The organism is Colwellia sp. M166 (genome assembly GCF_024585285.1).
GTDB lineage: Bacteria > Pseudomonadota > Gammaproteobacteria > Enterobacterales > Alteromonadaceae > Cognaticolwellia.
This window is the reverse complement of the sequence record NZ_CP040755.1, coordinates 710115-729428: the sequence shown is the minus strand read 5'-3', so window position 1 is coordinate 729428 and position 19314 is coordinate 710115. Positions and strand designations below refer to the sequence as shown.

The window sequence follows — 19314 nt, the reverse complement described above, 5'->3', positions numbered from 1 at the left end:
TAATATTGAATTGGTAAGTGATTTAAATTGCGGGGAATCTTCATTGTTGAGTGAATTAATCTATTTCAATAACAATATCGGAAGTAGGGTATGCACAGCAAGTCAGAATTTCTCCAGCACCAATAAATGCCAGCGGGTACTCATTATATTCCACCGTGCCTTTTTTCAATGTACAACGACAAGCACCACAAAAACCATCTCGACAATGAAAGTGTGATTCGACGTTTTCTCGTTCTAAGCTATTGAGGATATTTTTGTCTTCATCGAGGAACGCAATTTTGCGTTCCTCGATCGTAATACTAAACGACATAGGAATTAAAAATCGAAGTCTTCAAAGTCGTCACTCGAAACCGATGAGTCTACTTGACCGACTAAGTAGCTAGAGATCTCAGTTTCTTGTGGGGCAACTTGTACGTTGTCACTGACAAGGTATGAGTTCATCCAAGGTAGTGGGTTACTTTTGATATCAAACGGTGCTTCAAAGCCTATTGCCGCCATACGTTGATTACTGATGTACTCAATGTATTGTTTTAAAATGGCCGCATTAAGGCCAATCATAGAACCGTCTTTAAATAAGTAGTCAGCCCATTCTTTTTCTTGCTCAACCACATCCATGAAAATTTGTTTGCCTTGCTGACGTAATTCTGTGGCAATTTCTTGCATTTCAGGGTCGTCTTTACCTGACATCCAGTTGTTAAGAATGTGCTGGGTACCGGTTAAATGCAATGCTTCATCACGGGCAATAAGCTTGATTATTTTTGCATTACCTTCAAGTAATTCACGTTCAGCGAAAGCGAATGAACAGGCAAAACTGACATAAAAGCGAATAGCTTCTAAAGCATTTACCGAACATATCGCTAAAAATAAGCGCTCTTTAAGTTTACGTTCGCTAACTGCAATGGTGTTACCGTCAACTTCGTAGCTGCCAGGACCTTGTGATTGCAACAACTGTGTGGTGATAATGACAGAATCGAAGTACTTAGCGATGCTTGATGCGCGTTTTAATATCGCTGGATTTACCATGATATCGTCAAATACTTCACTCGGATCTGAAAATAGATTACGTAAAATGTGCGTATATGAACGCGAATGAATAGTCTCACTAAATGCCCACGTTTCGACCCAAGTTTCTACTTCAGGAAGTGAAACAAGTGGCAATAAAACCGCATTCACCGAACGTGCTGCCATTGAATCAAGTAGCGTTTGATATTTTAAATTAGAAATAAAAATGTGTTTTTCAGAGTCTGTTAAGCTCTGCCAATCAGCGCGATCTTTTGAGACATCAATTTCTTCAGGGCGCCAAAAGAACGATAATTGCTTTTCAATCAACTTTTCAAACGCCATAAAACGTTGTTGATCGTATCGTGCAACATTAACACTGTTTCCCAAAAACATTGGCTCTAACAAGGCATTGTTAGGTGTTTGGTTAAACGTAGTGTACGACATTTATTTCTCCTTGAAATAGCACCGAGTCATGGTGATATTTCGTCACTTAATGGGTATTAATCTAGTTTTATACGGGTTATCACTATTTAAATCAGCAGGCAAAAAAAGAGGAAAACTTGGTGTTTCCCTCTTCGTTGTGCACTAGATTTTACAAGCGCCGCCTGCACAATCATCGTCTTCAACTTCGATTTGACTGTCAGCTGCACCATCACGCGTGTTGTGGTAGTACATGGTTTTAACGCCTAACTTATATGCCGTTAAAATATCTTTTAACACTTGTTTGATCGGCACTTTTCCACCTTCGAAACGAGCAGGATCATAATTAGTATTAGCTGAAATAGTTTGGTCAACAAATTTTTGCATAATACCCACGAGTTGTAAGTAGCCTTCATTACTTGGAATATTCCACAGTAATTCGTAGTTATCTTTTAAACGTTGATATTCAGGTACTACTTGCTTTAATACCCCGTCTTTACTGGCTTTAATGCTGATCAAACCACGAGGTGGCTCGATACCATTAGTAGCATTAGAAATCTGTGAAGATGTTTCTGATGGCATTAGTGCTGAAACCGTTGAGTTTCTCACGCCGTGCTCTTTAATACTGGCACGTAGCGCTTCCCAGTCTAAGTGTAATGGCTCACCGGTAATGTTATCGATTTCTTTTTTATAAGTATCGATAGGTAATATACCTTGAGATAAGCGAGTTTCATTAAACTTAGGGCAAGCACCTTGTTCAATAGCTAATTGGTTTGACGCTTTTAGCAAATAGTATTGAATCGCTTCAAAGGTACGGTGAGTTAAGTTGTTCGCACTACCGTTTGAATAATAAACGCCATTTTTCGCTAAATAATAAGCGTAGTTAATAACACCGATACCTAAGGTACGACGGCCCATCGTTGCGGTATGTGCAGCAGGTACTGGGTAGTCTTGATAATCTAACAAGTTATCTAAAGCACGTACCGCTAAATCAGCTAAGCTGTCTAATTCGTCAAGGCTATCAATAGCACCTAAGTTAAATGCTGATAACGTACATAGGGCAATTTCACCATTAGGATCATTAACATCTTCCATTGGCTTCGTCGGTAACGCAATTTCTAAACATAAATTACTTTGACGGATTGGCGCAACAGTAGGATCAAACGGTGAATGGGTATTACAGTGATCGACGTTTTGTAAATAAATACGACCAGTGCTTGCACGTTCTTGAGCAAACAAGGTAAATAATTCAATGGCTTTAATACGCTTCTTACGAATTGAATCGTCAGCTTCGTATTTAACATACAGTGCTTCAAACTTGTCTTGATCTTCAAAGAATGCATCGTACAAACCAGGCACATCGCTTGGGCTAAACAAGGTGATAGATTGACCTTTGATCAAACGTTGATACATCACTTTGTTAAATTGTACACCGTAATCTAAATGCCGAACGCGGTTTTCTTCAACACCACGGTTATTTTTAAGTACTAATAAGCTTTCAACTTCCAAGTGCCATAGTGGATAGAATAGGGTAGCTGCGCCGCCACGAACTCCACCTTGAGAACAACTTTTCACTGCTGTTTGGAATAGCTTGTAAAACGGAATACAACCGGTATGAAATGCTTCACCGTTACGTATAGTACTGCCTAATGCACGAATACGACCGGCATTGATGCCAATACCTGCACGTTGAGAAACATATTTCACAATAGAGCTAGATGTTGCATTGATAGAGTCTAAGCTATCGCCACACTCAATTAATACACATGAAGAGAATTGACGTGTCGGCGTACGTACACCTGCCATGATAGGCGTTGGCAATGACAACTTAAAGGTTGAAATAGCGTTATAAAAACCTTTTACATAGTCTAAGCGAGTTTCTTTAGGGTATTTCGCAAATAAACACGCGGCTACTAAAATATAAAGAAACTGGGCACTTTCATAGATTTCACCGGTAACACGGTTTTGAACCAGATATTTACCTTCAAGTTGCTTAACCGCAGCGTAGCTGAAGTCTAAATCACGGCTGTGCTCAATAAAACTCTCTAATTGCTCGAACTCTTCAGCGCTATAATCGCTCAGTAAATGCTGATCGTATTTACCGGCAGTAACTAAAGCTTGAACATGAGGATAAAGCTTAGGTGGTTCAAATTGGCCGTAAGCTTTTTTGCGGAGATGAAAAATCGCAAGTCGAGCTGATAAATATTGGTAATCAGGCGTTTCTTCAGAAATTAAGTCTGCGGCTGACTTAATGATGGTTTCATGAATGTCTGCGGTTTTAATACCATCGTAAAACTGAATATGAGACTTAAGCTCAACCTGAGACACAGAAACATTGTCTAGCCCTTCAGCAGCCCAGGCAATAACCTTATGAATTTTTTCTAAGTCGATGGGTTCTTTTGAACCATTGCGTTTTGTAACAAAAAGTTTGTTATTCATGAATGACCTGTAAATCTATTTATTGTTTTAATCACCCGACAATGGGGGTGAATTATGATAATTGCCTCAAGCAGACATTATTACGAGATAAATCGTATATCATTCAAACATCAGTGAATGAAAAATGCACTATATCTTGGGGTTTTAAAAAAACTAATCACAAGATAGTGAGGTTTGCATGACAATGCAAGCGATATAAATTTTCGTTTTTTGGTTGATTTTTTTAGAGTAAAAGTTATGTTAGTAACAACTAACTTAGTAAGGCTTTTTAATTTTGATTTTTCTAAAACGCAATGCTTATTTTAGATTTTTTTTTAACATTAAATTATTTTTATTTAATTTTTATGGTTTATATGTCAAAAGGATATATAAAAATATATTTACATACTATTCAATGGTTTATGTTTTTAGTTTAAATCTTGAACGCTTTAATTGACGACTGATTATTTTATCAACGCTTAAAGATCAAATTAAGATCCTAAATAGAATAAATACACTAAGTTGATGATGTTTTTAATGACAAACCGTAAATTTTTAACAGATGGCGTTATTTGGGTGAATATGGATTTTTATTGCTAAAGTCCAATCTAATATCATCAGCTTATTAAGCTATTGAAAGGTTAATAATCGGGGGTATACGCTAGGTAAATTAGCACGACGGGTAATGGGATAGGCGTGCTAGCTGTTAAAGACTACTTTATAAAGGCGAGTAAATCGGTTGGCGATTCGATAATGTGATCGGCTTGCCAAGTTTGACAGTCCTCATCAGCCAGAATATAGCCCCAATTAGCGACAAAGGTTTTCATTAGCGCGCTATTACCGGCCTGAATATCACGCAGGGCATCACCAACGTAGAAACACTGTTGATTGTTGACATTGATTTGCTGACAGGCATGTAAGATTGGCTCAGGATCTGGTTTGCGTTTTACTAAGGTGTCGCCACCGACCATCACGGCGCAGTTTGCAAACTCAGGGTAATATGGCATTAGTGTTTTGGTTAAGCCTTCAGGCTTATTAGTAATGATGCCCCAAGGAATATTGTTGTCTTCTAATTGTTGCAATAATTCAGCGACACCAGGATAAAGACAAGTATGTTCTGCAATATTTTGCTCGTAGTGATCTAGAAACTGTTGGCGTAAGCTTTCATAGTTATATTGTGCAATGTCGTCGCCAAACCCTAAGTTTAATAACCCTAGCGCGCCGTCTGAGGCGATGGGACGATAATCTTTGGCCGCTACGTTCGGTTTTTTATAGGTGTTAAGGACGTGATTTAGCGCCGCACCTAAGTCATCAGCAGTATCTAGCAAGGTTCCGTCTAAATCAAAAAGTACCGCAGCTATTGAGTTTGCTGAATTTTCATTGGTTGACATAACATCACTCTATTTTATTATTATTTAAATGGGGAAAAATAACACCAATGTTGAAGAATGAACGTCGGCGCATAAATAGTTTACTATCGTGATTAAACGCGTTGACAACAAAGTATGTAGTTAACATCAAGTGAAGATGTTAGCTTATGATTCTCAGTGATTGGATTGTAATGAATTCCCGCGGCATCAATACATTTTAGCTCAAATGACTCAGCCCATGAAATGAGGGTTGAAGGGCGAATAAAGCTGTTGTGATCGTGGGTGCCATTTGGCACAAGTTTAAATACTTTTTCGGCAGCAACTATCGCTAACAGATAAGCTTTTAACGACTTATTTAAGGTCGAGAAGAACACGTAGCCGCCAGGTTTTACCATGTCTGCACAAGCATTAACGATTGAAGCAGGGTCTGGCACATGCTCAAGCATTTCCATACAAGTGACGACATCGTAGTGCTCTGGCTGCTGTTGAGCTTGTTCTTCGGCAGTAATTTTAACATAGTCAACCTTAACACCCGCTTCTAAAGCATGCAGTTTAGCGACGTTTAAAGGCTCTTGCCCCATATCAATGCCAGTAACCTGTGCCCCCAATTGCGCTAAGCTTTCGGCTAAAATACCGCCACCACAGCCAACATCGATAATTTTTTTATCGAAGATGTCACCAACATGTTGGCAAATGAATTGACGACGTAAAGGGTTAATTTGATGTAGCGGTTTAAAGTCACCATCAAGTTCCCACCATTGGCTGGCAACTTGTTCAAATTTAGCTATTTCATCTTGATTAACATTTAAAGGCTTGGACATGGCTACTACTATTATTTGTCTTGTCGATATTGGCGATTCTAAACCAATAATTACGGCAAGCCTAGCGTGAAAATTGATTCAGCTTAAATAAAGTTAAAATGATATTGTTTTTATCCATTGTATATTTATAAGTAACCTGAGTTCGGGATAATAAATGCTTCTCTAGCAGCTGTTTCTCCTAATTTTTACACTTAATTCACTTACAATTGACGCGCGAACTAAGAAGAATGATCAAAGTATAAATTTAACTCACTGTTTTGAATTGTAATTAATTTTTATAAAATAATGCTTATCCCAAATTCAAGTTAAGTAGATGAATACCCTTCCCATCAGTATATTAATGTCGGTGTTAAAGGGGCAATGACGATAAAATATACGCTTGAGCATGATATGTGCCTAAAATGCGAACAATGGCGAGAATAAAAGTCATTTTTAAGCTAATAATTGATGAAAAAAATCTTTGAAATCAGATTGGTATTGGCAATATAGCGAATATCTAGCATTTACTTGAAACTTTAGTGTTTTAACGGCAGAATTAAGCAAAATAAAGCGGTAGGGCATGAGAAATATTTATGCTAGTATGCCGTGTTAATTAAAAATAATAATTTCGAAATTTTCTGAATTAGATTTACGTTAAGGGATACCATCAATTTATGACCGATTTGGCGAATAATATTGCTCCTGTCAATATTGAGGATGAGCTAAAAAGCTCCTATTTAGATTACGCAATGAGCGTTATCGTAGGTCGTGCACTACCAGATGTGCGTGATGGATTAAAACCAGTGCATCGTCGCGTTCTTTTTGCGATGAATGTTTTAGGTAACGACTTTAACAAGCCGTATAAAAAGTCAGCACGTGTTGTTGGTGATGTTATCGGTAAGTATCACCCGCATGGTGATACGGCTGTGTACGATACCATTGTACGTATGGCCCAAGATTTCTCATTACGCTATATGCTGGTTGATGGTCAAGGTAACTTTGGTTCTGTTGATGGTGATTCAGCAGCAGCAATGCGTTATACCGAAATTAGAATGTCGAAAATCGCTCATTCAATTTTAGCCGACTTAGATAAAGAAACTGTTGATTACGTGCCTAACTACGACGGTACGGAAATGATACCAGCAGTTATGCCAACACGTATTCCTAACCTATTGGTTAATGGTACTTCTGGTATTGCCGTTGGTATGGCGACAAACATTCCGCCACATAACTTAACAGAGGTTATTAATGGCTGTTTAGCGGTAATAGAGAATGGCGATATAAGCTTTGAAGAGCTTTTAGAGTTAATTCCAGGACCTGATTTCCCAACGGCTGGTATTATCAGTGGTCGTGCAGGTATACAAGAAGCTTATCTTACCGGTCGTGGTAAAATTAAAATTCGTGCGCGCGCTAGAATTGAAGTCGATGAAAAATCGGGTAAAGAAACCATTGTTGTGTTCGAATTGCCTTATCAAGTTAACAAAGCCCGTTTGATTGAAAAAATGGCTGACTTGGTAAAAGAAAAACGCTTAGAAGGCATTTCTGCCTTACGTGATGAGTCTGATAAAGACGGCATGCGTATGGTAATTGAAGTGAAACGTGGCGAAGTAGGCGAGGTTATTTTAAATAACTTGTATAAGCTGACGCAAATGCAAGTTTCGTTTGGTTTGAATATGGTGGCATTAACTAACGGCCAACCTAAATTATTCAGCTTACGTGAAATGCTTGATGCCTTTATATTGCATCGCCGTGAAGTTGTAACACGCAGAACCATCTTTGAATTACGTAAAGCACGTGAACGCGCACATTTACTTGAAGGTTTGTCGATTGCACTTTCTAATATTGACCCAATTATTGCGTTAATTAAGAACTCACCAACGCCAAGTGAAGCAAAAGAGCAATTACTAGCAAGAGGCTGGGACTTAGGTCTTGTGTCTGACATGCTAGCTGCTGCTGGTGACGATGCTGCTCGCCCTGAATGGGTAGAAGAAGAGTTTGGTATTCGTGATGGACAATATTTCTTAACACCACCACAAGCACAAGCTATTCTAGATTTACGTTTACATAAGTTAACGGGTCTAGAACACGAAAAAATCTTAAGTGAATACAAAGCATTATTAGAAGTTATTGCTGAATTACTTCATATTTTAGCGACACCTGCACGTTTAATGGAAGTGATTCGTGAAGAGCTTGAAGCGATTCGTGATGAATTTGGTGATGAGCGTCGTACTGAAATTACTAATGCTTCACATGATTTATCAATGGAAGATTTGATCACTGAAGAAGATGTCGTAGTAACACTTTCACATGAAGGTTATGTTAAGTATCAGATATTAAGTGATTACCAAGCACAACGACGTGGTGGTAAAGGTAAAGCCGCAACTAAGATGAAAGAAGAAGATTTCATTGAGCGTTTACTTATTGCTAATACCCACGATACCATTTTATGTTTCTCAGACCGCGGTAAACTTTATTGGTTGAAAGTATTCCAATTACCATTAGCCAGTCGTACTGCGCGTGGTCGTCCAATTGTTAATATTTTACCGCTTGAAGAAGGTGAACGTATTACGGCAATTTTACCTGTACGTGAATATGAAGAAGATAAATTCATTATTATGGCAACAGCCTCTGGTACTGTGAAGAAAACAGCGTTAACCGCTTATAAAAATCAACGTGCAAACGGTATTATTGCCTTGAACTTACGTGATGACGATACCTTAATTGGTGTTGATATTACGAATGGCGATAATGACATTATGTTGTTCTCTGATGCCGGTAAAGTCGTCCGTTTTAACGAGAAAAAACGTGATAGTGAAACGGGTGAAATAAAAGTTGATCCCGAAACTGGTGAACAACAATGGGCATTAAAACCTATCGGTCGTACCGGTACAGGTGTACGTGGTATCAAGTTAGAAGGCGATCAAAAAGTAGTATCATTGATAGTGCCTAAAAACGATGGTCCGATCATGACTATCACTGAAAATGGCTTTGGTAAGCGTACGGCACTTGATGAGTATCCGGCTAAGAGTCGTGCTACTAAAGGGGTTGTTTCAATTAAAGTTAGTGAGCGTAATGGTCCTGTTGTTGGCGCTGTACAAGTTGAAGAGCAAGATGAGATCATGCTGATCACTGATAACGGTACGCTAGTTCGTACCCGTGTTGATGAAGTTAGTGTTATTGGTCGTAATACCCAAGGTGTTCGTATTATTCGTACGATTGAAGGGGAACATGTTGTTGCCTTACAACGTATCGACGAAATAGAAGAAGTTGAAGTCTTCGACACAACTGAAGAGGGTGAAGAACTTTCAGCTCAATCAGTCGAAGGGGAAACAGTTGATACACCGGAAGCAAAGATTGAGGGTGAGAACCAAGACTCAGCACTCAATAATGACGATACTCCAGAGTAACCGTTGTTAACATAGAAAAGGCGGTATTTACCGCCTTTTTTTATGGGTAAATTTTACTTAACTGGGCAAATTTGTTGATTTAATTAACATAAAATAGTTATATCAAAGTTTAATTAAGAATTGATGCCAGAAACCAATAATGTATGCTGTGTAAGCAATGCGTTAAGGGTTTAAAAGTTAACATATAATAATAAAAGTCATTTTATGGCGGTGTGCTATTAGCGAAAAATTCAGTGGTTAGTTTGGCTTTCATTGAGTCAAATAAACAAAGCAAATTACTTAGAGAAGGGTGTAGTGTTTAATGTCTAGTGTTTACAATTTTTGCGCAGGTCCTGCGATGTTACCTGTAGATGTCATGAAAAAAGCGCAAAGTGAGTTTTTAAACTTTGCTAGGACCGGTAGCTCTGTAATGGAACTCAGTCATCGAAGTAAAGAGTTTATTGCTGTTGCGGAAAAAGCCGAAGCTGATTTACGTAAGCTAATGGCGATACCTGAAAATTATAAAGTATTGTTTTGTCATGGCGGTGGCCGTGGTCAATTTTCGGCCGTGGCATTGAATTTATTAGGTACGTCTAAAAAAGCTGATTATATTGTTACTGGGGCTTGGTCTAAATCTGCCGCAGAAGAAGCCAGCCATTATGGTGATATCAACGTGATTAATGTCATGGATAATGTCGATGATGTTCAACGTGTAAGACCAAGCAGTGAATGGCCAATTAGTCAGGATGCAGCTTATGTGCACTATTGCCCGAATGAAACCGTTGATGGCATTGAGATTTTTGATGTACCAAACACCGGAGATATTCCGCTTATTGCTGATATGTCATCGACTATTTTATCGCGTGAATTTGATGTCAGTAAATTTGGGCTCATTTATGCTGGTGCGCAAAAAAACATTGGTCCTTCAGGCTTAACCTTAGTGATTGTTCGTGAAGATTTACTGGGCAACGCTCATATCGATACACCTTCAATCATGAATTACCAAGTATTAGCGAAAAATGGTTCTATGTATAACACGCCACCGACTTATGCATGGTATTTAGCGGGGCTTGTATTTGAATGGTTACTCGCTAAAGGCGGTGTTAGTGCTATTGCTGAAATTAATGCACAAAAAGCACAATTACTTTATCAATATATTGATGAAAGTGAATTTTATAGCAACTCAATTACTCCTGAAAATAGAAGTTTAATGAATGTGCCTTTTTGGCTAGTTGATGATGACTTATCTAATGAGTTTTTAGTGCAAGCACAAGAACAAGGATTATCGGCGCTGAAAGGCCACCGAATGGTTGGCGGTATGCGGGCAAGTATTTATAACGCGATGCCTATAGAGGGTGTAGAGGCGTTAATTGATTTTATGAAAAAATTTGCAGCAGGAGTTAAGTAATATGGAGCAACTAACCTTACAGCCCATTGGCAAAATACATGGTGAAGTATTTTTGCCAGGCTCAAAGAGTTTATCTAATCGTGCATTACTGATAGCCGCGCTTGCTAATGGCGAAACTAAAATTACCAATTTGTTAGTCAGTGACGATATCAACTATATGCTGACGGCATTAAAAACATTGGGTGTTCAATATAGCTTAAGTGACTGTGGCACAGAGTGCACAGTCATTGGTAATAACGGCTTTTTTAGTGCTAATGAAATTTTAGAGTTATATCTTGGCAATGCAGGTACAGCTATGCGTCCATTATGTGCAGCACTTGCTGCTAGTGAAGGCGAATTTATTTTAACTGGTGAGCCCAGAATGAAAGAACGACCTATTGGTCATTTAGTCGATGCGTTAACTCAGCTTAATGCCGATATTGAATACATGGAAAACAAAGATTATCCACCGATAAAAATTAACGGTCGAGAGTTAGCTGGAAGTACAGTAAAAATTGATGGTTCGATTTCAAGTCAGTTTTTAACCGCTATTTTGATGGTATCTCCATTACTTAAAACCAATACCCATATTGAAATCAACGGTGAGTTAGTCTCTAAACCGTATATTGATATTACCCTCGATATTATGGCTAGATTTGGCGTAACAGTGCAAAACAACGACTACCAATCTTTTACAGTCAAAGGTAATCAATCTTATCAAGCGATTGAAAAATATATGGTTGAAGGTGATGCGTCATCGGCTTCCTATTTCTTAGCGGCTGGCGCTATAAAGGGTGGAGAGATCACAGTCCACGGCGTGGGTAAGCTCAGTGTTCAAGGTGATAAGTATTTCGCTGATGTACTTGAAAAAATGGGTGCAGAAGTCATTTGGCATGATGAGTCGATAACTGTTATTGGCAAGCCTCTTATTGCTGTGGATATGGATATGAACCATATACCTGATGCAGCAATGACGATAGCAACAACAGCACTGTTTGCCAAAGGCACAACAACAATTCGAAATATTTATAATTGGCGAGTAAAAGAAACCGATCGTTTAACGGCAATGGCCACAGAGTTAAGAAAAGTTGGCGCGACAGTTATCGAGGGCGAAGATTACATTACTATAACACCACCAGTGACGTTACAGCATGCCAATATTGATACTTATAATGATCACCGTGTTGCTATGTGTTTTTCGCTAGTGGCATTAAGTGATACGCCGGTAACCATTAATGATCCCAAGTGTACGGCTAAAACATTTCCCGATTATTTTGATAAGTTATCCCAAGTCTCTTTTTAAAGTGTCAGAGAATAACTTTTTTAGGCGATTTTGTATGATAAATCCCGTATAATGCCGCCGATTTTCGACTTTAGGAGATAAATATATGCAGGAAAGCATACCAGTCATTACTATTGATGGGCCCAGTGGGGCAGGTAAAGGAACGGTTGCGCGTATTGTCGCTGAACAATTAGGTTGGCACTTATTAGACAGTGGTGCAATTTATCGTGTGCTAGCGGTTGCCGCACAGCATCATCATATCAGTGTTGATGATGAGGACTCTTTATTACCCGTAGCTGCGCATTTAGATGTACAGTTTCAAATTTGTAGTGAAGGAGAAGGTAAAGTTATTTTAGAAGGCGAAGATGTTTCGAATGCAATTCGTACTGAAGAAATTGGTGCTTTAGCATCCAAGGTTGCCGCATTTCCTCGTGTTCGAGAAGCGCTGTTAAGGCGTCAACGTGCTTTTAAAGTTGCCCCTGGATTAGTTGCCGATGGTCGTGATATGGGCACAGTAGTTTTTACACAAGCGCCAGTAAAAGTATTCTTAACGGCCAGTGCTGAAGAAAGGGCACAAAGAAGATTTAATCAGTTGAATGCAAAAGGCTTTGATGTTAAAATCGGGCGCCTTTTGGATGACATACGTCAAAGAGATGAGCGAGATCAAAACCGTAAGGTGGCGCCGCTTGTTCCTGCAGAAGGAGCATTAATTATTGATTCTACTAAACTTTCTATTGATGAAGTGGTTAGTAAAATCTTGTCATTTAGTAATGATAAATTAATGTAAACGAAGTAATAATGCTTCAAAATAACCTAAGGTAAGGATGCGTTAGGTCTTATTAACAACCCCATGAGACATGTATGTTGATTGGATTAACTCTGAGTTCATAGACAAATTATGACTGAAAATTTTGCACAACTTTTTGAAGAAAGTTTAAAAACAATCGAAACACGCCCTGGTTCAATCATTAAAGGGACTGTAGTAGCCATTACTAAAGACAACGTTTTAGTTGACGCTGGCTTAAAATCTGAATCTGTTATTTCAATTGACCAATTTAAAAGTCTTACTGGTGAAGTTGAAGTTTCTGTAGGTGATGAAGTTGATGTATCACTAAAAGCTACAGATGATGGTTTCGGTGAGACTATTCTTTCTCGTGATGACGCAAAACGCCATGAAGCTTGGCAAGTGCTTGAAAAAGCATATGAAGAAAAAGAAACTATTATCGGTGTTATCAACGGTAAAGTTAAAGGTGGTTTCACAGTTGAAGTTAGCAACATCCGTGCTTTCTTACCTGGTTCATTAGTAGATGTACGTCCTATTCGTGACACTACTCACCTTGAAGGTAAAGATTTAGAATTTAAAGTTATTAAGCTTGATCAAAAGCGTAATAACGTTGTTGTATCTCGTCGTGCTGTTATCGAATCAGAAAGCAGTGTTGAACGTGATGAACTTCTTGCTTCTCTTGCTGAAGGCATTGAAGTTAAAGGTATCGTTAAGAACCTTACTGACTACGGTGCATTCGTAGACTTAGGCGGCATTGATGGCCTACTTCACATCACAGATATGGCTTGGAAACGTGTTAAGCACCCAAGCGAAATCGTAAATGTTGGTGATGAAATTCAAGTTAAAGTATTGAAATTCGATCGTGAGCGTACTCGTGTATCTCTAGGTATGAAGCAGTTAGGCGAAGATCCATGGGTTGCTATCGCTAAACGTTACCCTGAAGGCGCTAAGCTTACAGGTCGCGTAACTAACTTAACAGACTACGGTTGTTTCGTTGAGATCCAAGAAGGCGTTGAAGGTTTAGTTCACGTTTCTGAAATGGATTGGACTAACAAAAACATCCACCCATCTAAAGTTGTTAACTTAGGTGATACGGTTGAAGTTATGGTACTTGAAATTGACGAAGAACGTCGTCGTATTTCTCTTGGCCTTAAACAATGTATCCCGAACCCTTGGGAAGAGTTTGCTAAAAACTTCAACAAAGGTGATAAAGTATCAGGTAAGATCAAGTCAATCACTGACTTTGGTATCTTTATTGGTCTTGACGGCGGCATTGATGGTCTTGTTCACTTATCTGATATCTCATGGGCTGGCGGTGAAGAAGCTGTTCGTGAATATAAGAAAGGTGATGAAATCTCAGCTGTGGTACTTCAAGTTGACCCAGAGCGCGAGCGTATCTCTTTAGGTGTTAAACAAACTGAAGATGATCCGTTTAATCAATATCTTGCAGATAACAAAAAAGGTGCTATTGTTACAGGTAAGGTTATTGAAGTAGACGCTAAAGGCGCTAAAATTGAATTAGCTGAAGGCGTTGAAGGTTACCTTCGTGTTGCTGATATTTCACGTGAGCGTATCGAAGATGCGACGACTGAATTATCTGTTGATGACAGCGTTGAAACTAAGTTTGTTGGTGTTGATCGTAAGAACCGCACTATCAGCTTATCAATCAAAGCTAAAGATCAAGCAGACGAGCGTGAAGCTATGGATACATTGAACCAAGCTCCAGAAGATACTTCTGGTCTAAGTGCAATGGCTGAAGCGTTTAAAAACGCTAAACTTTAATTCCTAGCAATACCAAGCGAAGAAGAGCTGCTTTAAAGTAGTTCTTCTTATTGTTTAAATCCGATGGCGCGAAGCTATAGTGAACACTGGAGGTCAAATGACCAAATCAGAACTCATTGAAAGATTAGCAGAAAAATTAAATCATTTAGCTGCGAAAGATGTAGAACAAGCTATTAAAGAAATTCTTGAAATGATGGCGCACACTTTGTCAAAAGGTGAACGTATCGAAATTAGAGGTTTTGGCAGCTTTTCGTTGCATTATCGTGCTCCTCGCGTGGGACGGAACCCAAAAACTGGCGAGTCTGTAGACCTTGACGGTAAATATGTTCCACATTTTAAACCTGGTAAAGAATTACGTGAAAGAGTAAATCTTTCAATCGCGTAATTGCAGAATTGATGAATAAACGGCATGCTATCAGCATGCCTTTTTTTTATGTTGTTTTGGACAAACTATCATGCGCCTATATATCACCGTTATCCTTTTTCTTCTTTTGTTAGCCATTGCCTTTATTTTTGGCAGTCAGAATGACCAAGTACTGACCTTAAATTATTTAATTGCTAAAACGAATCTTTCAGTCGCTGCTGCAGTAAGCTTATTTACCACGATAGGTTTTGTGCTCGGATTATTGTTTGCTCTATTTTGGAAATTATTGCGAATGATAAAGCCAAAGAAAAACACTGAGCTACCTATAGGGAAGAAGTCTTAGTATGCTAGGGTTATTATTTTTATTGCTACCTGTAGCTATGGGATATGGCTGGTTTATGGGGCGTAATAGCGTTAAGCAAAACGATCATAGTGCTCAACAAGAACTCTCGATTAAATATTCTACAGGCTTAAATTACTTATTTTCTAATCAACAAGATAAAGCCATTGATTATCTACTTGAAGCCTTAAAAGTTGAAGATGATACCGTTGAAGCTCACTTTGCCATGGCCAATTTGTTTAGGCGTCGCGGCGAGCTCGATAGAGCATTAAAAGTACATGAGCATTTAGTGCATCAAAAGCATTTACCCAACAGTGCTAAACAACAAGCGGTGTTTGAACTTGCGAAAGATTTTCTCAGTGCAGGGCTATATGATCGTGCTGAATCGATGTTTCATAAGCTGCTAAAATCAAAAAACTATGGTTTGAAATCTTTAACTTCCCTAATGCAGATTTATCAATCGACTAAAGATTGGCAGCAAGGCATTGCACTTAAAAAAGCAATTTCGAAAACTCGTGATAGCAAACTGTTACATGCTTTAGCGAATTTTTATTGTGAGTTGGCGACTTTAGCCTTAGAAAAAGATCAGTTTATTGAAGTTATTGAGCTGCTTGATAATGCCTTGAGCCATGATCCCAACTCTTCTCGAGCGAATTGGTTGATGGCACAGATTTATGAAAATCATCAACAGTATAATGAAGCTTGCCAATGTTATAAAGCTATTTATGAACAAGATAAAGAGTTTTTTCCTGATGTAATTGAAAAAATGTATCTTTGTTATCAAGCACTTGATGCAGAAGATGATTTTTTTCTATTTATTAAAAAGGTTTACGAAGAAACCGGTAGTACATCTGCGCTTATAAAGTATTTAACTCATATCGAACATGTTAAAGGCGTTAATTCGGCGAAAAAATTTATTTTATCAGCATTAAAGCGTCGTCCTACTATTCGTGGTTTTAAGCATTTTGTCAAAATGCAAATGACAGGCAATGAATCTGTCAATACCTCAGAAAATCTTGAGGTTATTCGTGAGTTGGTATCCGCTTATTTAAATGTTAAACATCGTTATAGTTGCAGAACTTGCGGTTTTAATTCCAGTACCCATTATTGGTCATGCCCATCATGTCATGATTGGGAGCAACTAAAACCTGTACGTGGTTTAGATGGTGAATAATCCCATACTTTATAAAAATGGCCTTAGATAATCATTAGTTGAACAGTACTAATGCCAAGGCGTAAGAGTTATCGTAAAAATAGTTACCTATTGAGGAAAATAGCATGATAGATGCAAAAGTTGTCGTAGCCTTAGATTTTGATAATAAAGATGAGGCATTGTCTTTTGTAGATAAGATACAACCGAGTGATTGTCGGTTGAAAGTGGGCAAAGAAATGTTTACTCACTTTGGGCCTGAATTTGTCAGAGAACTTGTTAACCGAGGCTTCGACGTTTTTCTTGATTTAAAATTTCATGATATTCCTAATACCGTTGCAAAAGCGGTTGCCGCGGCTGCCGATTTAGGTGTTTGGATGGTGAATGTTCACGCCTCTGGTGGCCTTAAAATGATGGAAAAAGCTAAAGAAGCATTATTGCCTTATGGCGATAAAGCACCACTATTGATTGCTGTTACGGTGTTAACCAGTATGAGTGAGGAAGATCTTGCCGGCATAGGCATCACGCGCTCACCAGCAGAGCAAGTACAACATTTAGCTATCTTAACTAAAAAAGCGGGTTTAGATGGTGTGGTTTGTTCTGCAATGGAGGCTGAATCATTAAAGCAATTGCTAGGGCAAGAATTTAAGCTTGTTACTCCTGGCATACGACCAGCAGGTGCTAATGCCGATGATCAAAAGCGGATTATGACGCCTGAACAAGCGCTAGCTGTTGGTGTTGATTATTTAGTGATTGGTCGTCCGATCACCAAAACGGAAAATCCGCATACGGTATTACAAGCAATCAACTTATCAATTAGCCAGCTTTAGCCCATCAACGACTATTTTTATATCGGCTATTTGACAAATTACCTTAAGACTTCTAAACCTAATAAAGCGAATTATTATCTATGATAATTTGCTTATATGGATATTAACTATTAGAAGGAGAATACAATGAAAAAGCACATCTATTATTTTCTCATCATCTTAATTACCGTAATATCATTGCCACTTCGAGCTACCGACATTAATGGTGCGTCAGAGACGATTTCCACTCAAGAAGTACAAGTTGTAGATATTAATAAAGCTGATATTGATACTTTGGTTTTATTGAAAGGTATTGGAAAAAAGCGAGCCAAAGCAATTGTTGCCTATCGTGAGTTACATGGTGAGTTTAATGCTATTGATGATTTACTGAATGTTAAAGGTATAGGCCAGAGAGTGTTGGATAAAAATAAAGCAAGGATAAAATTATAAAGTATTAGTCTGATTTAGACGAGAATGCGTGTCACTTATATAGATACGCATTTTTTATCTTTTTTTTAGGGTAGTTATATCCTATTTCCCTGGTCGCTTTAGATATTTTTTGGTACATAGATGAAAGCAAAGGCATATTTACTTTACATAGAAGGAAGTTTTACCAAGCAATAGCGAGCTATTGGGCGTAAAATAACGCTGATAGGCGCTTAAATAGTATGGTTGAGTAAAGTAGCTTAACCCGAACTGGGGTTAATACCAATGCTAATAAATTTCTTCCCACTCAGTGAAATTTAACAGGCTTAGCGGCACCAGTTCACTGTTCCGAACTGAACCTAAGTACCTACATTCATGTAGGCAAGATATTGAATTGAAGATAATGGTTATTCTTGACAACTGCTCCGGCGTTGTTCTAATGACTGACATCCCTGTGAGAACCTTATCGACATCAATAACGCGGCCTGTAAGTCTTTTAAAATCACCCTTGGGGAGCTTGCCAGCGATTCGATAACCGCCGATAATTTCTTCCATATAGAATAACTATATTCAAAAAATGATCGTTGTTCTCAAACCGCTGGTAAGCGCTGAGAGAGAACAAACTTAATAGCTTTGGTATAAGTATTGAGTTCTTTGTATGGTTAACGGTATGAGTTAGGTTGAGGTGTCTATTTGTCAGCTCTTTTTACAGTTGTAAAGTATTAATATATTAAAATATTTTTAACCTTTGAATTTTAAGGGTATTTGTTTATTGGTATTATATTTGCTTAACTCAAGCATAGGATATAGAGAATAGTCGTTATATTCTATCAATTTACTGACCCATTAAGGGCTTAAGGATGTAGTATGAGTTCTAAAATTTTGAATGTTATTTTATTTTGCCTATTGTCACTTTTTATCGCTGAAAAAGGAAATGCAGGATTGATTGTTGATGACTTCTATTCTGACAATAAGGGTATTCAATGGCAGTATATTGGAAGTTTTGATTTAGCCATGGGCCCTAAACTTTATGGCTCAACTACACCTACACCTGTGCCTTATAATGGTATTGAAGCTGCAGTGTTAAATTTTGGTCCTTTATTAGCAGGCGAAGAGTATGCGCTAAGTTCTAATAACGTTGCTAGTTATGCTAATAACATAGGTAGTTTTATTGTAAATCATAAAGCTTGGTATGATTCTTATGACTTTACTATGGGTTTACATGAAGCAAATGAATCTTTGCTAGCAAATAATGCTGGCGGTCTAGCATATGATGAAATTGGTGATATATCTGCCTTTATTAAGGATAGAGCACTTTTAGGAGATAATATTAATCACGTTTTTAAATCTGTTGCAGTACCTGAACCTTCTTCTTTTACTATCTTACTTTTAGCGTTAGCCGCATTGACAATACGTCGTTTAAAAAGTTAATTAATAAGGTCCTAATAACGTTATTGCTCAATGCTGTTATTAGGACTTGATTATTTATAATATAATGTGTGTAAATTATATTTATTACTTACTCATTTTACCGCGCTGAAGAATAAAATTGTCCATCCAATCTATCACTATTGTATTAAATAGTATTAAATGC

At 38.1% G+C, this 19314-nt stretch carries 17 protein-coding genes; 11 read left to right on the top strand and 6 right to left on the bottom strand.

Features of this window, described 5'->3' with window-relative positions; all coding sequences use genetic code 11:
• Nucleotides 1-55: 55 nt before the first annotated feature.
• From yfaE to ubiG, 5 genes are all read right to left on the bottom strand, one after another.
• Nucleotides 56-310 (bottom strand): class I ribonucleotide reductase maintenance protein YfaE, encoded by a 255-nt coding sequence (gene yfaE / locus FGD67_RS03330; protein WP_257173692.1) that lies wholly within the window; start codon nt 308-310, stop codon nt 56-58.
• 5 nt (nt 311-315) lie between these two features.
• Complete coding sequence (gene nrdB / locus FGD67_RS03325) at nt 316-1446, bottom strand: class Ia ribonucleoside-diphosphate reductase subunit beta (RefSeq protein WP_257173691.1); 1131 nt, start codon at nt 1444-1446, stop codon at nt 316-318.
• Between the two features lie 141 nt (nt 1447-1587).
• Nucleotides 1588-3861: a class 1a ribonucleoside-diphosphate reductase subunit alpha gene (nrdA, locus tag FGD67_RS03320; RefSeq protein ID WP_257173690.1), complete on the bottom strand. Its 2274-nt coding sequence runs from the start codon at nt 3859-3861 to the stop codon at nt 1588-1590.
• Between the two features lie 692 nt (nt 3862-4553).
• Nucleotides 4554-5231 (bottom strand): HAD family hydrolase, encoded by a 678-nt coding sequence (locus FGD67_RS03315; protein ID WP_257173689.1) that lies wholly within the window; start codon nt 5229-5231, stop codon nt 4554-4556.
• A 92-nt stretch (nt 5232-5323) separates the two neighbouring features.
• Entirely contained in the window at nt 5324-6031 is a 708-nt protein-coding gene (gene ubiG / locus FGD67_RS03310) for a bifunctional 2-polyprenyl-6-hydroxyphenol methylase/3-demethylubiquinol 3-O-methyltransferase UbiG (RefSeq protein WP_257173688.1), read from the bottom strand.
• 653 nt (nt 6032-6684) lie between these two features.
• Between ubiG and gyrA the strand changes: the two genes are divergently transcribed.
• The 10 genes from gyrA to FGD67_RS03260 all read left to right on the top strand — a co-directional run bounded on the left by gyrA (nt 6685) and on the right by FGD67_RS03260 (nt 17744).
• On the top strand, nt 6685-9417 hold the full coding sequence (gene gyrA / locus FGD67_RS03305) for a DNA topoisomerase (ATP-hydrolyzing) subunit A (RefSeq protein ID WP_257173687.1): 2733 nt from the start codon (nt 6685-6687) through the stop codon (nt 9415-9417).
• 301 nt (nt 9418-9718) lie between these two features.
• Nucleotides 9719-10804 (top strand): 3-phosphoserine/phosphohydroxythreonine transaminase, encoded by a 1086-nt coding sequence (serC, locus tag FGD67_RS03300; RefSeq protein WP_257173686.1) that lies wholly within the window; start codon nt 9719-9721, stop codon nt 10802-10804.
• Nucleotide 10805: 1 nt separating this feature from the next.
• The gene (gene aroA / locus FGD67_RS03295) at nt 10806-12086 is read left to right on the top strand and encodes a 3-phosphoshikimate 1-carboxyvinyltransferase (RefSeq protein WP_257173685.1); all 1281 of its coding nucleotides are present in this window, start codon (nt 10806-10808) and stop codon (nt 12084-12086) included.
• Nucleotides 12087-12171: 85 nt separating this feature from the next.
• Nucleotides 12172-12852, top strand: coding sequence for a (d)CMP kinase (cmk, locus tag FGD67_RS03290; protein WP_257173684.1), 681 nt, complete (start codon nt 12172-12174; stop codon nt 12850-12852).
• 111 nt (nt 12853-12963) lie between these two features.
• Entirely contained in the window at nt 12964-14631 is a 1668-nt protein-coding gene (gene rpsA / locus FGD67_RS03285) for a 30S ribosomal protein S1 (protein WP_257173683.1), read from the top strand.
• Nucleotides 14632-14728: 97 nt separating this feature from the next.
• Nucleotides 14729-15016, top strand: a complete 288-nt coding sequence (gene ihfB / locus FGD67_RS03280; protein ID WP_257173682.1) for an integration host factor subunit beta — start codon at nt 14729-14731, stop codon at nt 15014-15016.
• A gap of 70 nt (nt 15017-15086) precedes the next feature.
• Nucleotides 15087-15338 carry a LapA family protein gene (locus FGD67_RS03275; protein WP_257173681.1) on the top strand — a complete coding sequence of 84 codons (252 nt, stop codon included), beginning with the start codon at nt 15087-15089 and terminating at the stop codon, nt 15336-15338.
• 1 nt (nt 15339) lies between these two features.
• The gene (gene lapB, locus FGD67_RS03270) at nt 15340-16509 is read left to right on the top strand and encodes a lipopolysaccharide assembly protein LapB (RefSeq protein WP_257173680.1); all 1170 of its coding nucleotides are present in this window, start codon (nt 15340-15342) and stop codon (nt 16507-16509) included.
• Between the two features lie 104 nt (nt 16510-16613).
• On the top strand, nt 16614-17315 hold the full coding sequence (gene pyrF / locus FGD67_RS03265; protein WP_257173679.1) for an orotidine-5'-phosphate decarboxylase: 702 nt from the start codon (nt 16614-16616) through the stop codon (nt 17313-17315).
• A 126-nt stretch (nt 17316-17441) separates the two neighbouring features.
• Entirely contained in the window at nt 17442-17744 is a 303-nt protein-coding gene (locus FGD67_RS03260; protein ID WP_257173678.1) for a ComEA family DNA-binding protein, read from the top strand.
• A 264-nt stretch (nt 17745-18008) separates the two neighbouring features.
• Here FGD67_RS03260 and FGD67_RS03255 read toward each other — a convergent pair whose 3' ends face one another.
• Nucleotides 18009-18275: a hypothetical protein gene (locus FGD67_RS03255; protein WP_257173677.1), complete on the bottom strand. Its 267-nt coding sequence runs from the start codon at nt 18273-18275 to the stop codon at nt 18009-18011.
• Nucleotides 18276-18587: 312 nt separating this feature from the next.
• Here FGD67_RS03255 and FGD67_RS03250 point away from each other — a divergent pair, with 312 nt between their 5' ends.
• The gene (locus tag FGD67_RS03250) at nt 18588-19151 is read left to right on the top strand and encodes a PEP-CTERM sorting domain-containing protein (protein WP_257173676.1); all 564 of its coding nucleotides are present in this window, start codon (nt 18588-18590) and stop codon (nt 19149-19151) included.
• The last annotated feature ends 163 nt before the right edge of the window (nt 19152-19314 follow it).